Raw genomic sequence first — 13,520 nt, forward strand, 5'->3', positions numbered from 1 at the left:
ATGAAACTGAGGTATTTTGTTGTAAACGTGGTGAAGTATCTGTTGGTTCTGATGAAACTGAGGTATTTTGTTGTAAACGTGGTGAAGTATCTGTTGGTTCTGATGAAACTGAAGTATTTTGTTGTGAACGTGGTGGAGTATCTGTTGGTTCTAATGAAACTGAATTATTTTGTTGTGAGCGTGGTGGAGTATAAAAAGGGATAGGATCTATATTAAACAATTTAAACTTAGGCCGTTTAATATTTTTTTGATTTGAGCAAAACTGACACATCTAAACACCTCCTAAAAAGAGTTGTACTATATAGTAAACAGATTATGTAAAAGAGTGCTAATAAAAAAATAATAAACAAGCCAAAATTATTTTCTATATAAGTGATATTTTAGGCTAATTTATATCAATTAAGGTTTTGTAAAATGAAATTTTAAAAAATGCAATGGGTATTTACAACCCATTGCATTTTTGGGTTTTATTGATTATTCCCCTTGGTCATCACTAACTGATAAAATTGAACTAATTTTAACACTAATTTGGTTTGGATTTTCAAGGTCTCCCCCAGTAGCATTACTTTCTACTTCGACACCTTCGCCGTTCCCACGACGAAGAGTAACAAAGTTTTCTCCAATTCGAGTGATAAGACCTTCTACATGAAACGATGGTAAAAATAATACCACTCTTGCACCTACTAATTGAAATGCGTGTAACAATTCACGGATTTCATCTTCATGACGTTCTGGCATTTATATCTTCCTCCTCAAATAAATTAAAAAGTAGAAAAGGGTTAAAAAAATACCTCTTTGCTACTTCTCAAGATAGGATATGTTGAAAATTACTAATCGAAATAGACAAAGTGGTAATTTATTTTTAATAATGTGGAATTTTACTAGGGTTCAAATATCTCTATAGTGAGAAGTTATTAAGAGGTTATTAGCCCTTAAAATAGTAGTTGATCTTGTGTTTAAGTGAGAGATTATAGACATTCTGCTAATTTTAAATGGTAAATAATCTTGTTTTAGATTCATTTTAAGCTGTTTAATATTTTTTGATTTAAACAAAACTGACATATCTAAATACTCTCTAAAGAGAGTTGTATTATAAAATAAACAGTTTGTATGAAGGAGTGATAATAAAAAGAATAATAAAGAAATCAAAATTACTTTCCATATAAGTAATATTTCAGGGTAATTCATACCAATTAAGGTTCTGTAAAATGAAATTTAAAAAATGCAATGGGTATTTATAATCCCATTGCATTTTTGGGTCTTATTGATTATTCCCCTTGGTCATCACTAACTGATAAAATTGAACTAATTTTAACACTAATTTGGTTTGGATTTTCAAGGTCTCCCCCATTAGCATTACTTTCTACTTCGACACCTTCGCCGTTACCACGACGAAGAGTAACAAAGTTTTCTCCAATTCGAGTGATAAGACCTTCTACATGAAACGATGGTAAAAATAATACCACTCTTGCACCTACTAATTGAAATGCGTGTAACAATTCACGGATTTCATCTTCATGACGTTCTGGCATTTATATCTTCCTCCTCAAATAAATTAAAAAAGTAGAAAAGGGTTAAAAAAATACCTCTTTGCTACTTCTCAAGATAGGGTATGTTGAAAATTACTAATCGAAATAGACAAAGTGGTAATTTATTTTTAATGATGCGGAATTTTACTAGGGTTCAAATATCTCTATAGTGAGAAGTTATTAAGGGGTTATTAGCCCTTAAAATAGTAGTTGATCCTGTGTTTAAGTGAGAGATTGTAGGTAGTCTGCTAATTTGAACTGATAAATAATCTTATTTTTATAGCCATAATAAACTTTGATGAATGGTATTTTTATATATATTCATAGAATGGAATTAGCGTATTGTATACTGGGAAGATTAAGAATGAATAGGAATGAAACTTTATTACATCCTGTTATGGTTGGTAAGTATGTAATTCTTGTCGAGCAATCAGTAGATGGAATTTGTTTTTGGGATAGAATCATGAGGGAGCACTCTTTTTTCTTCGAATGGGATTTGGATATAGGGATATTTTGCTAGTTTAATAGATAAATTTTATTAATTATTTGAGCATATTGTACAAATAAAAAGATTTAACTCAGAAGTACAACAAGCTACAACTAATATTTGGATATTTAAACAAAAAGTTCTACGATTAATTCTCACATATAAATTGTCAGGACAAAATAATTTTCTGCTGTTAGTTGACCATACAAGTAGGGAAAATGATTATTTTAGAAAATGTTTTCTTGTTAAGGATTACAGCAGAGTCTGCTAAATTTATTGTTCATTTTCTTGCTCCATCGGAAAAAAAGCTTGTAGACACGGACTGGTTAACGGTCTAATGAGCGATGATACCTCCTCATACATCGAGTTACTAATTGAAGAAGAGAATGAGGATCAAAAGGAATCATTGCATTAATCAAGAGGGAAACTTTTATAATAAAGAAGGCTCTAAAGCCTTCATTTTTTGTTATCGGATATTTTATTTGCTTTAACAAATCAATTATTACAATGGACATATTGAAAAAAGACACCTCAAAGTGTCTTTTTGTTTTTATATACAAGCCGTGTTTTAAGAAGGTTTAATTGGCATATGAATTAAGGAGATGTCTTACTTGTTCTATAAAATAATGATGGTGTATATTATTTTTTGATACTCGACTAGCCATAATAGCCCCTTCCATGGAAGAAGAAAGGAAAGAAGCAAGTGACATAACATCTATATAATCTTTAATTTCTTTTTTTCGATTCCTTCTTTAATAAGAGATTCCTTTAGTACTACTGTATTATCATATCCTTTTGCAGCTGCAGCATGTAATTCAGGAAAAACATCTGTACTTTCAATTGCACCATTAAGTAAAGGACACCCACGAACAATTTGGGGATTATTGGCCTCTGAATCTTGAAATTTTTCGCCATATTTTTAATAGAATTTCTTTGTATCATCTGCTGCTAAATATGTTTATTCCAAAATGATAAATATATAGTAAATCATGAGTTTCTTGCTTCCCTCATGCTGCAAATAATTAAATGATGCTTTCATATTATTATATATGTAGTCGTTCATGTTACATAGTATAGTTGTTATCTGAAAATATACAGTTTATCCTAAGGTTTGAAGTCCATCGGGTGCTTAGTTTGAATATATAGTGACTATCTTACAAAAATGTAATGTTAGCGTAATGTTAATGGATTTTGGCAGTAAGAAGATTGGGATATAATTTTTTTGAGAAGAAATATGAGGTGAATAATATGAAACGAATAATGCTTATGTTTAGTGTTTTTGTGATATTTACTTTGTTTTTATCGGGTTGTAACTTAAACCGACTTGGTACAGATAAATATTATGTTCAAATTACTAAGGATGGCGAACAATTAAAGGAGAAAAATGTTAATGGTGATACGACTTACCAATATAAATTATCTGGATTTGATAAGGACGGTAAGGAAAAGGAACTGGAGTTTACAGCATTAAAAAATCTTCGTAAAGAAGCATTTTTACTTATATATTACACTGAGGAAAAAGGTGTGAAATCTTGGGAAGAAGTTAAAAAAGACGAACTCCCTACAAAAGTAAAAGAAAAATTAAAGGTGAATTAACATATAAAAGATGCCGTTATTAGAGAAATATAGCTCCTATTTTTTAGAGTTTCAAAGGGAAAAGACTGACAATTGCTGTCAGTCTTTTGCTTTTACAGGGATAATCACGCAATTTTGAGGTGTTTTAAGTACTAAGAAGCTTTAAATTTGTTTATGTATTTGTTGTAGCTTAATGGATTTCGGAATGGTTATGATATAATAAAATTCAAGTATAATAAGGGGGATTAATTAGATGATTTTTCAAAGCATGATAACAGCTATTATAGAAAAATTACAAGAGACGGTGAATCCCTATTGGATAATTGTGTTTGGATCAACGGCTGAGAACAGAGAACGAGAAGATAGTGATATTGATATAGCTTATGTAAGTGACACAACATTAGGGAACTATGAACGTTTTTTATTAGCACAGGAGTTAGCTAACATTGTTCATAGAGATGTTGATTTAGTTGATTTATCCGAAGCTTCTACAGTTTTTCAAGCTCAGATTATACATACAGGAAAGACAATATTTTGTTCGGATGAAAAGCGTAAGGTTATTTTTGAAATGAAAACCTTAAAAATGTATTCAAAATTGAATGAAGAACGACAGGTAGTATTTGATGATATAAAGAAAAGAGGTTCTATATATGAAGAATGAGGTTATTTTAAATAAAATTTCTACAATAGAGCGTTGTATAAAAAGAATCCAAGATGTGTATGGAAATGACCCTGAAAATTTAGAGGACTTTACAAAACAAGATTCAATAATATTGAATATACAAAGAGCTTGTGAAGCGAGTATTGATTTAGCAATGCATATTGTTGCAGGGAAAAAATTAGGACTACCCCAATCTAGTCGAGAGGCCTTTGATTTATTGGTTACAGCAGGATTACTTAGCGCTGATCTAGCAAATAAGTTAAAGGCGATGGTTGGATTTCGTAATATTGCTGTTCATGATTATCAAAGTGTAAATTTAGATATTGTTCGTCAAATTATTGAAAAACATTTAACGGATTTTAAACTATTTACAAAAGAAGTAATGGGGATATTGGAATTTTAGGCAAAAGAACAGAATAATAGGGCTAAGAAAGAAAGTAATTCTATGATTCCCAAACCAGCTATTGAAACAATCACTTAATTTCGTAAGAAGAAACGTGGTCATAAGATGAATTTGTTTATGTTGTAGTGAGGCTTTGCATGAGATGTGTGTAGATAAATAGTAGGGAAAATATCCATATACAATTTTATCAACAAATAAGTAAATATTTTCAAAACTAATTTTTATACATATAATGTATACCCAAAACAAAAAAGTTTCCATAAGGAAACTTTTTTTGTTTTGGGTAAATTTATAACGATTAATTAATATTCAGTTTTTGAAAAAAATGATGAATCATGTCAAATCATCTTCATTTACACGAACATGAACGTAGTATAAAAATGAAGCATATCCAAAATAATAAAAGGGGCTGAAAAAATGATTAAAAAACTTATTATTAGTTCTATTGCTTTAGGTACAACAATAGGAGTGAGCAAACCTACATTTGCTGCTACAATACATTCTCCATCACAGTTTAAAGAAACTCGAAATGTTCATGTGCAATCCCTATATTCTCCATGGCAGTATTTAGGGCAAACTTCAAGGGAACTTCAAATTAAAAGTAAGGATCCAAAAGTACTAGCTTTTGAACTAGCAAAAGAAGCACCATTTTACGAAGAAGAATTAGTAGACATATGTTCTGAAATTTTAGATGCAAATGTAGATGTTGTATATTGGACAAGTAAGGAATGGGTTAGATTTGAAGAAGGAAATTATGAATTTAAACATGAAATTAAGATTTTTAGGGATAAAGAACGTCAGCAATTAATTACGACACTAGAATCTTAGTTCTTTTACAAAAAAAGAAGCTATCTTTAGTATGCTATTCTCCCCTCATAGTAGATAGGATAAAGAAAACACATTAACCTATTTATTATGGAGGGGATTTTTCTATGGGGTAAATTAGAATTACTTGCTATACAAAATGAAAGGAAAAGGAAGTGGGTTTATACTTAAAAGAAGATATAAAACTGTTAAGAAAGAAATAGACATGTATTATCCAATTGTAAGACGTTAAATGAAATGATTCGAAAATTTAGGTACTAAAAAACTAGAAGCAGAACGTGGGAAAGCAAAAGAGTTATGTTTAGGTAGAATGAAACCTAAAGGTTCGGGTACTAAGACTAAACGATTGCAAGAAGAGGATGGGATGTTAGAAAAATGAAGGAAAGTATGTTGCGAAAGTAAAACTTTTAGGATAATGCACATAAAAAAGACTTCTTCATCTATCTTAAGTCCGCAAATATATACAATGTTATAATCATCAAAGATTTCAAGAGAAATTAAATAACCTGAGTCCATACAAATATAGACTCAGGTGGCTTAGCTGTGTTTTGAAAATACTGTCTATCTGACAGGTCCCTCTCTTTTTATTCTTCAAATAAACAAACTGAAACAAGACTATTTAGAAGTATTAGTGAATTAGCCTCTTTTTAATTTTTATTTCGTGTCTCTTAGCTTTAACAAGTACAAACATAATTCATTAATCTATATTACCTTTAAAACATTTATAAATTTGATGCTATAAAAGCAATAGAATTATGTAATAAGTGAATCAAAAAAACAACCCCAAAAGCAGGCATTGTAACCTGATATTTTTCATTCTTTTTTTTATATACCCAATAAGCATAGTTATATAAAAGACCAATTATCGTTGTACCAACTATATAAGTGATTCCATATCGATGATTTAATCCAAATATAATTGAAGCTATTAAAATGATAAGGTAATCGCGATTTTTAATGTAAGGAATCAAACTTAATAGCCAAAATAAAAATACTTGAAAAACTACTGTTTCATATATAGGTGCCGCTAATACCCCTAATAAAACTTGAAGAATAAGAGGTGCTTCTGTTATTGGGTTTTTTTGTATTTCAGGTAAGAATAGATCTAATGGTAGTACGAATAAAAATGATCCTAATAAAATAAGAAAAACAAAAGAAATGGTAGGCAAAGCAAACATAAATCTATTTATTTTTTTTAGCATATATATTTCTCCTATAATCTTTTATTACATCTATACAAAAAGTAATAAATAATTGAGTCTCTTTTTGTTTGACATGCTTTCGTCTACTATTGATGAAAATCGTTCTGTAATTGAATTCTTGGCTTATATGTAGGTATAGCGATAAAGTAGGGATATTTTAACACCATATTGTTAACATCAAAATATTAAAGAGCTAAGTGAGATATTAAGGCCACACCAATTTTATGATGAATACAATATCAAGCCCGTTAAGGAAATATGCTGTATAGGGCACGCTTGTATTGATTATTTTACTATATGAATATTTAAGTGCATATAGTTTTGGAGGAGTATGTATTTTTGCATTTTTTAATACAAAAGTTTTTTATTAAAAATTTACTTACTGCGCTACCTCATATAAATTTAAGACAGTTGAAGAGTAAAGGCCAAAAGAGTCTAAGTTTAGATTGTACAGGTAAATATTAAAATATTATAGAAAAATAAGGAAAAAAGTTATAAAATAGGGAATTGAATTGAACTTTCAGATTTTATTGTTGTGCAAGATAAAGATAACTAAGATGAGGCTCTTAAAAATTCTTGTCTTTATTTAAAACTAAAGATATTATAAAAAATCCTCGCTGAAGGCACTGCAACAAATCTAATTTGAAAATATTTAGGAGATAAATATGGAATTTTAAATATTCTTAGGAATCCATTAAACATTATAGTAATTATTATAGGCAAAGCCTTTAACATCATCAATTTAGAAGAAATCAGTACAAATAGAAAAGATGAAGTAGTAGAAGTATTACGTCTTCCTTTTAATAGATTTCCAGAAGCAGCTGGCTGGACATATAAAAGGTGCGATTGCAAATGGGAAAACTGATATTTGTACAATAGATCAGAATGGGCTTCAAAAAGAAGAAAATAAACCTTAGCATTATTAATCATAGGTGTCATAACTATTAATTTTTAAGTGGTGTTATATAAGAGAGTGTTGTAAATTAGCTGCATTTTGATGCTCATTACAATGGCATCATGCTTTTGGATTTAAATACATAAATGCTTAGATTCGTTAAATTATTACTTTAAATATAGTGAAACTATCAGTATATAAGGAAAGAAACCCTATCAAACGAAAAAAATTGGAACGGTTGGTTGAATGACTAGTATGCTATTTTAAAGTTTAAATTAATAACAGAAAGAGAACCTCTTAATATGTTACTACTTTATCTTTGTATTATTGAAAATAAGAAAGGTGAAATCAATGAAAAAATATTGGCATAAGCTATCGTTGCTTCAAAAAAATGTATTACTAACGGTATTAGTAATTCTGACCCTTGTTGGAAGTATGGGAGCGTTAAGTTTTAATATGTTTCAAAATAGTATGATGTCTATATTTGAGAGGCAGTCTTTTGAAACAGGTGATGCGGTATTAAATCAATTAGATCTAGAAATAGTAAGAGATGTAGCAAAAGACCCCACATCTCAAAGAGTGAAGAAAGAAAAATTGACAGAGCACTTAGATAAATCAATAAAAGATATGAAAAGTGTTGGGCAAACATATGTTACAGGAGCTAAGCTAAATGATAAAGCTGAATTACAAATAGTAGCTTTGGATACACAATTAGCAAATACTGTTTCTGTAAAACCAGGTGAATACTATGAGCAGCCTACTTATTGGATGAAAACATATGATAAAGTAATGAAAACGAAACAGGCACAAATGACAGAAGTATATGAAGATGAATTAGGGTTCTGGGTAACAATTTTAGAGCCAGTTACAGATGAAAATAAAAATATAATTGCAATTGTTGCAGCGGATTTGGAAGCTTCTATTATTCCTCTTACAAAGAAAAACTTTATGATACAAGGTTTACTATTTATTATAATTTCATTAACTATCGCAATTACAATTCAAATATTTATCTCACGAAACTCTCTATCGCCTTTAAAGGATTTACAAGAAGGGTTACGTAAAGTTGGTAAAGGGGATTTGAGTATTAAATTGAATGAAAGATCTGATGATATAGGGATAACTAATATCTATTTTAATAACACTATTAAAAAGTTTAATAGGATTATAGATAAAGTAAGGCAGACTGCTGAACAGGTTTCGACATCTTCACAGGAATTGTCGGTAAGTACAAAAGAGAATAGCATAGCCTTTAAAGAAATTGCAAGTGCTATTACAGGATTAAATTTAGGAGCACATTCTCATGAATATGTAGTGCAAAAATGTTTAGGGATTGTTCAAGAAATGGAAAGTAAGATGCAAGAAATTAAAGGAGCTGCAAAACAAGTTGGCAATGATTTGGAAGACATGGAACAGCATTCTGTAGAGGGAAAAGATTTGATTAAGCAAATCGTGAATCAAATGAAAAGAATCAAAGATACAGTTCAGGATGTATCTTCTAGTATTTATGCATTAGAAGCACGATCTAAGGAAATTCATGAAATTCTTACTGTAATTACAACCATTTCAAATCAAACAAATTCATTAGCTTTAAATGCTTCTACTGAAGACTCATATACTGGAGAGATAGGGAAAGAGTTTTCAGTTGTTGCGGACCATGTACGTATATTAGCGGAAAGAACCGAGGCATCTGCAAGGGATATAGCTAAATTAATTGGTGAAACCCAGGCTGAAGCAGAGAGAGCTATAAGATCCATACAGAAGAATTCAAAGGAAGTAGAATCAGGAATAACACTTGTTCAAAGTAGTGGTGCTTTCTTTGAAAAGATTTCAGAATCTGCACAATCTGTTACAAATCAAATTAAAGCGACTTCGAATAATTCAAGTGACATGTTAAAAGATAATCAAACTATTGTTCAGTTTGTAAATGAATTATCACACATTGCAAATACATATGTGAATAACAGTAGTAATGTGAAGATAAGTATGAAAGAGCAAGAACTGTATGTACAAGATATTGCAGAGTTAGCAAATTCTTTAAAGTGGCTCTCCCAAGAGTTACAGGAGTTAATAGGGGAATTCAGAAGTAAGTAGGATAGAAGAAGGTAATAGGGTATGACCTATATATACCTTTATTTATTCCCACAAAAGGGATGAAAGCTTAGGTATATATGTAAAATAGCTAATCGAATATTTTTTTGCATATTTTGTTGGAAATAGAGCATGATATTACCAAATTCAACGGAGGTGTTTAAAAAATGCAAATTCGTGAAAATAATAATTCAAACGAAATCTTAATAGCGGCTGCAGCAAGTGCAATTGAACAAATGAAATATGAAATTGCACAGGAGTTTGGTGTTACACTTGGACCGGATTCAACTGCACGAGCAAATGGTTCAGTAGGTGGAGAAATTACAAAACGTTTAGTACGTATGGCGCAAGAGCAGTTATCTGGTCAATATAAAATTCACTAAAACTAAAGGTATATCCCATTGAAGGGATATACCTTTTTAATTTGTTTTTAAAGAGGATCGTTACATTTTTTATTATTGGTTAAGTTTAGAAACAGCAAATTTAGCTGTGAAATTCATCTTCTTCATGTACGTAGAATTTACACCTGCTTGAAATTGTACAGAAATATTACCGTCTTTTTGCGCTTTAAATACGCGACCATATGGGGAATTAGCATTGAATGTGCCAATTACTTGATTATCCGCATCAAAGACCGTATAAGAAATTGGGAACCCTGAATTTTGTACAAAGACTGTAAGTTCTTCCCCTTTTTTAAGATTAAATGATTCTTTTTGAGACACTTCATAGGAACTCATAGAGTAGTATTTTGTGACTTCTTGAATTTCTAAATTCGTAGTAGCTGCACTCGCTTTTGATGCCTCTGCCCCTGGTAAGTTCATACCTGAAAATACTGCAATTCCTAGTGCCCCTGCTAAAATCAATTTTTTCATAATAGTATTTCCTCCTTTAATATATTGTGAGATTTGAAACGAAAGTGAAAATTTCAATCCCTGAAACCATTATAGTTACAATGAGAATTATTTTCAATGAGGGTTAGTATGTAATTTTGCATATATAAAGTATTAACATAAGGTAATCAGTCAAGTTTTGAAGTATTCTTAACAGAAGGGAAGGAAAAAATTAAAAAATCATGAATGATATTGTAACTGAACTTTATATCTTTTGAGCATATTCCGTCTGCATCAAGTGAATATATTATTAATTGTATTTGTATTTGTTTTTTTATTAAACATTTTAAGGTTGATAAAGTTTTATTGAGTGGAATTATTAAACAAAAATTACAAATTATATGTTATGATAAAAGGTAATAAAGTACATCATCCTGACTTTATTGTATGTGTTTAGCCTATGTATGTCGTTTGTATTAAAAATAAGAAGTCTCTTAAAAAGAGACTTCTTATTTTTTGTATGGAGGGGTTATTACAGATGATGGATTACTACCAAATATTTTTAATTTCAATGGCGGTTATTTCCTTATTTTTTTATATACAACATGCTGGTAAACCAACGAAAAGAAACAAATGGAAGTTTTTAATTATAGTATTTTTATTTTATCTTTTGAATTATTTATTTCTTAAATTTTTATAAATAAATGTAGGAGGGGATACGTATTGAATTCTAAAATATAAGAAAAAGGAAGGTATAAGCCTTCCTTTCATCATCCAGTATGTCCATGTGAATATTTAATAACATTTATGGTACTTTGAGAGCCTGTTGAAGAATTTGATCCAAAAGTTACTGTTACAACAATTAAGATACCCAGTAAGCTAACCGCTAATTTTTTCATTTTAATGCTCCTTTTTTAAAGTTTTTTTCACTGGCTTTACTAGCTTCATAAAAGTAATAGCTGGCTTTTTTATGATTATTTTCTTTGTAAAATTGGGTTGCTAACTTTTCAGTATATTCATTTATGTACTCATATAGTTCTTCGCGTTCAAAATAGGAAATCCCTTCTAAAACAGTTTTTTCTATATCAGTAGCACAACTATTTAGGTTCATTTTTTCTAAAATCTTAAAGTGATGTATATAGCCTTCAATTCCCAATTGAGTAGAAAGCTGCAGGCCTTTTTTTATTAATTCTTGAGCAGTTTGATGTTCTCCTAATTTATAATGTTCCCTAGCTTCAATAAAAACAGCTTTATAATCGCTAGGTAACTTCTGATTAACTTCAGATAAATAACGTAATGCTACCTCGGATAAATTCTGTGTAGCGTACATAAATCCTAGATTGTGACGAACAATCAAAATATTGTATTCTAAATTTTCTTTTTGGAATGTATCCATAGCCGAGATAAAGTGTTCCTCAGCTAATTCCCACTCCTTTAAATGAGTACATGCTAATCCATATAGGTTATTACAGAAGGCAACTTTCAATTCATACCCAGGATGTTTTGAAAATATATCTTTCGCCTTCATTACATGATTAATACATAAAATCGATTTATGTGTATGACAATAGAAAATGGCCAACTCATAATGGAATTCAGCATGTTCAATCTCATCAGGAATTGTTTCTAATAGGTATTCAGCTTTATCGTAATGTATTTTTGCAAGGCTATGATTGCCAGTAACATTAGAATGAATGGCTTTAAAGAAGTGATAATAGTATGAAAGGAAATCGTCTGTTGGAGTTTTGTAAGCATCACTTTGTTTAAAGCTATCTTTAGAAATACTTAAGCTATCAATTAAATATTGATGTCTAAAATCTAGTAGTGAGTAGTATAATAATATCGTTTGATTTTCTTCTATATTATGAATTCTGTTTTCAATTTCTTGTTTAAGTAATTGAGCGGCGTCTACATGCCTAGCCCTAATTTCTTGATACCATTCATTTAATAAATTAGTTATTTGCTCGTTCCCCTGTATATGAACATTCATTGTTCAATTTCATCCTCTCCAAAGATATTATTCAGCAATTAGTATCATATCAGAAATCTCCTCTATCAAAATCTATTTAATAGCATTTATCAATATAAGGCGGAATATTCTGTTAATTTATATTTATTGAGATTCAAGTAGTATGTATTATTGTAATTTCTGTAAAAATAACCTTTTTTTGATTTGAAGATTTGATCAATATATATTTTCTTAACAGGCAAAAAGGGAACCATACCTAAGTAATTATGTATAGCGATAATAGGAAAATAGAAATAAATAATAAAGGGGAATTTGAAATGTTAGAGTTAAAAGAAAAGCAAGAGAGAAAAGAAATCTTGGAAGAAGATGTAGAGGTATTAAAGGCGAAGGTACATCCAGCACGGCTACAAATTGTAAATGAGTTAATGTACCATAAGACATGTAATGTTACACAGTTAATAGAGATTTTAAATCTTCCGCAATCTACGGTCTCACAACATTTATCGAACCGTACTTCGTGCAGAAAGAAAAGGATTAGAAATGCATTATTATATTGAGAATTCCAAAGCCTGTCAAATCGCCAGAGTTTTAAATATGTAGATTGGAAATAACATCAAAATCTCCTGTATTAAAGCAGGTTTTTTTTGTTTTTATTAAACTGTAAATATTTATATTAGAGTAAAAACTATTTTCTTATTATAGGAATGAGATAGGAATATCAAATAGTTTTTAAATAGTAAAAATATAGTAAAATAAAGAAAAATATGTTAATGTAATAAGCGCAATATGAGATTATTCGAAAAGGAGTGAAGAGAGTATATGTTAAAAAGGGGTGTAATGTTATTATTCTTTATTCTATCTATCTCGACATTTAGTATGGTAACTCACGCTGCTAACAGTTCTGAGTACGTGAATCAATCATTCTATGGGTATAAAGAACCGTCATTTACTTCAGCTAAAACAAATGGTGGATCAGAGTACGGTGCTCAAAATGTAGGAGTCGTAGAAAAAAGAGATAATGGCTGGTGGAAGATTGAAACATGGGAAGGTCCA

Annotated in this window: 13 protein-coding genes and 5 pseudogenes; 11 read left to right on the forward strand and 7 right to left on the reverse strand. The window is 29.9% G+C overall.

Features of this window, described 5'->3' with window-relative positions; genetic code table 11:
• On the forward strand, nt 1–194 hold a 194-nt coding region (locus tag MR107_RS26810), incomplete at its 5' end, for a hypothetical protein (protein WP_242292919.1).
• A 280-nt stretch (nt 195–474) separates the two neighbouring features.
• Here MR107_RS26810 and MR107_RS26815 read toward each other — a convergent pair.
• Entirely contained in the window at nt 475–738 is a 264-nt protein-coding gene (locus tag MR107_RS26815) for a hypothetical protein (RefSeq protein WP_065705211.1), read from the reverse strand.
• Nucleotides 739–1,268: 530 nt separating this feature from the next.
• Entirely contained in the window at nt 1,269–1,532 is a 264-nt protein-coding gene (locus MR107_RS26820; protein ID WP_001115161.1) for a hypothetical protein, read from the reverse strand.
• A 361-nt stretch (nt 1,533–1,893) separates the two neighbouring features.
• On the opposite strand from MR107_RS26820, the pseudogene MR107_RS26825 reads away from it, so the two are divergent.
• A pseudogene (locus MR107_RS26825) lies at nt 1,894–2,336 on the forward strand (DUF2935 domain-containing protein); the annotation flags it as partial.
• Nucleotides 2,337–2,594: 258 nt separating this feature from the next.
• On the opposite strand, the pseudogene MR107_RS26830 reads toward MR107_RS26825, so the two are convergent.
• Nucleotides 2,595–2,920, reverse strand: a pseudogene (locus tag MR107_RS26830) (TetR family transcriptional regulator C-terminal domain-containing protein); the annotation flags it as partial.
• A 344-nt stretch (nt 2,921–3,264) separates the two neighbouring features.
• Between MR107_RS26830 and MR107_RS26835 the strand changes: the two are divergent.
• The 5 genes and pseudogenes from MR107_RS26835 to MR107_RS31760 all read left to right on the forward strand — a co-directional run.
• Nucleotides 3,265–3,612, forward strand: a complete 348-nt coding sequence (locus tag MR107_RS26835; RefSeq protein WP_242292920.1) for a YxeA family protein — start codon at nt 3,265–3,267, stop codon at nt 3,610–3,612.
• A gap of 232 nt (nt 3,613–3,844) precedes the next feature.
• Nucleotides 3,845–4,252, forward strand: coding sequence for a type VII toxin-antitoxin system MntA family adenylyltransferase antitoxin (mntA, locus tag MR107_RS26840; protein WP_000577226.1), 408 nt, complete (start codon nt 3,845–3,847; stop codon nt 4,250–4,252).
• Nucleotides 4,242–4,655 carry a type VII toxin-antitoxin system HepT family RNase toxin gene (gene hepT, locus MR107_RS26845; RefSeq protein ID WP_000787540.1) on the forward strand — a complete coding sequence of 138 codons (414 nt, stop codon included), beginning with the start codon at nt 4,242–4,244 and terminating at the stop codon, nt 4,653–4,655. Before mntA ends, hepT begins: the two co-directional genes overlap by 11 nt.
• Before the next feature lie 417 nt (nt 4,656–5,072).
• Nucleotides 5,073–5,483: a hypothetical protein gene (locus tag MR107_RS26850; protein WP_242292921.1), complete on the forward strand. Its 411-nt coding sequence runs from the start codon at nt 5,073–5,075 to the stop codon at nt 5,481–5,483.
• A 455-nt stretch (nt 5,484–5,938) separates the two neighbouring features.
• A pseudogene (locus MR107_RS31760) lies at nt 5,939–6,049 on the forward strand (IS3 family transposase); the annotation flags it as partial.
• Between the two features lie 153 nt (nt 6,050–6,202).
• Here MR107_RS31760 and MR107_RS26855 read toward each other — a convergent pair.
• Entirely contained in the window at nt 6,203–6,682 is a 480-nt protein-coding gene (locus tag MR107_RS26855) for a CPBP family intramembrane glutamic endopeptidase (RefSeq protein WP_000913862.1), read from the reverse strand.
• A 1,246-nt stretch (nt 6,683–7,928) separates the two neighbouring features.
• Here MR107_RS26855 and MR107_RS26860 point away from each other — a divergent pair.
• Nucleotides 7,929–9,671 carry a methyl-accepting chemotaxis protein gene (locus tag MR107_RS26860; protein ID WP_242292922.1) on the forward strand — a complete coding sequence of 581 codons (1,743 nt, stop codon included), beginning with the start codon at nt 7,929–7,931 and terminating at the stop codon, nt 9,669–9,671.
• Nucleotides 9,672–9,835: 164 nt separating this feature from the next.
• On the forward strand, nt 9,836–10,051 hold the full coding sequence (locus MR107_RS26865) for an alpha/beta-type small acid-soluble spore protein (RefSeq protein ID WP_001167047.1): 216 nt from the start codon (nt 9,836–9,838) through the stop codon (nt 10,049–10,051).
• A gap of 72 nt (nt 10,052–10,123) precedes the next feature.
• On the opposite strand, the gene MR107_RS26870 is transcribed toward MR107_RS26865, so the two are convergent.
• From MR107_RS26870 to MR107_RS26875, 3 genes are all read right to left on the reverse strand, one after another.
• On the reverse strand, nt 10,124–10,540 hold the full coding sequence (locus MR107_RS26870; protein WP_000733523.1) for a hypothetical protein: 417 nt from the start codon (nt 10,538–10,540) through the stop codon (nt 10,124–10,126).
• A gap of 728 nt (nt 10,541–11,268) precedes the next feature.
• Nucleotides 11,269–11,397, reverse strand: a complete 129-nt coding sequence (locus MR107_RS31430) for a hypothetical protein (RefSeq protein WP_000732002.1) — start codon at nt 11,395–11,397, stop codon at nt 11,269–11,271.
• Nucleotides 11,394–12,488: a response regulator aspartate phosphatase gene (locus tag MR107_RS26875; protein WP_242292923.1), complete on the reverse strand. Its 1,095-nt coding sequence runs from the start codon at nt 12,486–12,488 to the stop codon at nt 11,394–11,396. Before MR107_RS26875 ends, MR107_RS31430 begins: the two co-directional genes overlap by 4 nt.
• Before the next feature lie 296 nt (nt 12,489–12,784).
• Between MR107_RS26875 and MR107_RS26880 the strand changes: the two are divergent.
• Nucleotides 12,785–13,067: pseudogene (locus tag MR107_RS26880) on the forward strand (ArsR/SmtB family transcription factor).
• A gap of 219 nt (nt 13,068–13,286) precedes the next feature.
• Nucleotides 13,287–13,520, forward strand: a pseudogene (locus MR107_RS26885) (hypothetical protein); the annotation flags it as partial.

The sequence above is a fragment of the Bacillus cereus group sp. BfR-BA-01441 genome (assembly GCF_022663075.1).
GTDB classification, from domain to species: Bacteria; Bacillota; Bacilli; order Bacillales; family Bacillaceae_G; genus Bacillus_A; species Bacillus_A cereus.

Bases quoted from the DNA above. Each gene is read 5' to 3' on its own strand.
- MR107_RS26815 (WP_065705211.1), bottom strand. From the start codon at position 738: ATGCCAGAACGTCATGAAGATGAAATCCGTGAATTGTTACACGCATTT.
- MR107_RS26820 (WP_001115161.1), bottom strand. From the start codon at position 1,532: ATGCCAGAACGTCATGAAGATGAAATCCGTGAATTGTTACACGCATTT.
- MR107_RS26835 (WP_242292920.1), top strand. From the start codon at position 3,265: ATGAAACGAATAATGCTTATGTTTAGTGTTTTTGTGATATTTACTTTG.
- mntA (WP_000577226.1), top strand. From the start codon at position 3,845: ATGATTTTTCAAAGCATGATAACAGCTATTATAGAAAAATTACAAGAG.
- hepT (WP_000787540.1), top strand. From the start codon at position 4,242: ATGAAGAATGAGGTTATTTTAAATAAAATTTCTACAATAGAGCGTTGT.
- MR107_RS26850 (WP_242292921.1), top strand. From the start codon at position 5,073: ATGATTAAAAAACTTATTATTAGTTCTATTGCTTTAGGTACAACAATA.
- MR107_RS26855 (WP_000913862.1), bottom strand. From the start codon at position 6,682: ATGCTAAAAAAAATAAATAGATTTATGTTTGCTTTGCCTACCATTTCT.
- MR107_RS26860 (WP_242292922.1), top strand. From the start codon at position 7,929: ATGAAAAAATATTGGCATAAGCTATCGTTGCTTCAAAAAAATGTATTA.
- MR107_RS26865 (WP_001167047.1), top strand. From the start codon at position 9,836: ATGCAAATTCGTGAAAATAATAATTCAAACGAAATCTTAATAGCGGCT.
- MR107_RS26870 (WP_000733523.1), bottom strand. From the start codon at position 10,540: ATGAAAAAATTGATTTTAGCAGGGGCACTAGGAATTGCAGTATTTTCA.
- MR107_RS31430 (WP_000732002.1), bottom strand. From the start codon at position 11,397: ATGAAAAAATTAGCGGTTAGCTTACTGGGTATCTTAATTGTTGTAACA.
- MR107_RS26875 (WP_242292923.1), bottom strand. From the start codon at position 12,488: ATGAATGTTCATATACAGGGGAACGAGCAAATAACTAATTTATTAAAT.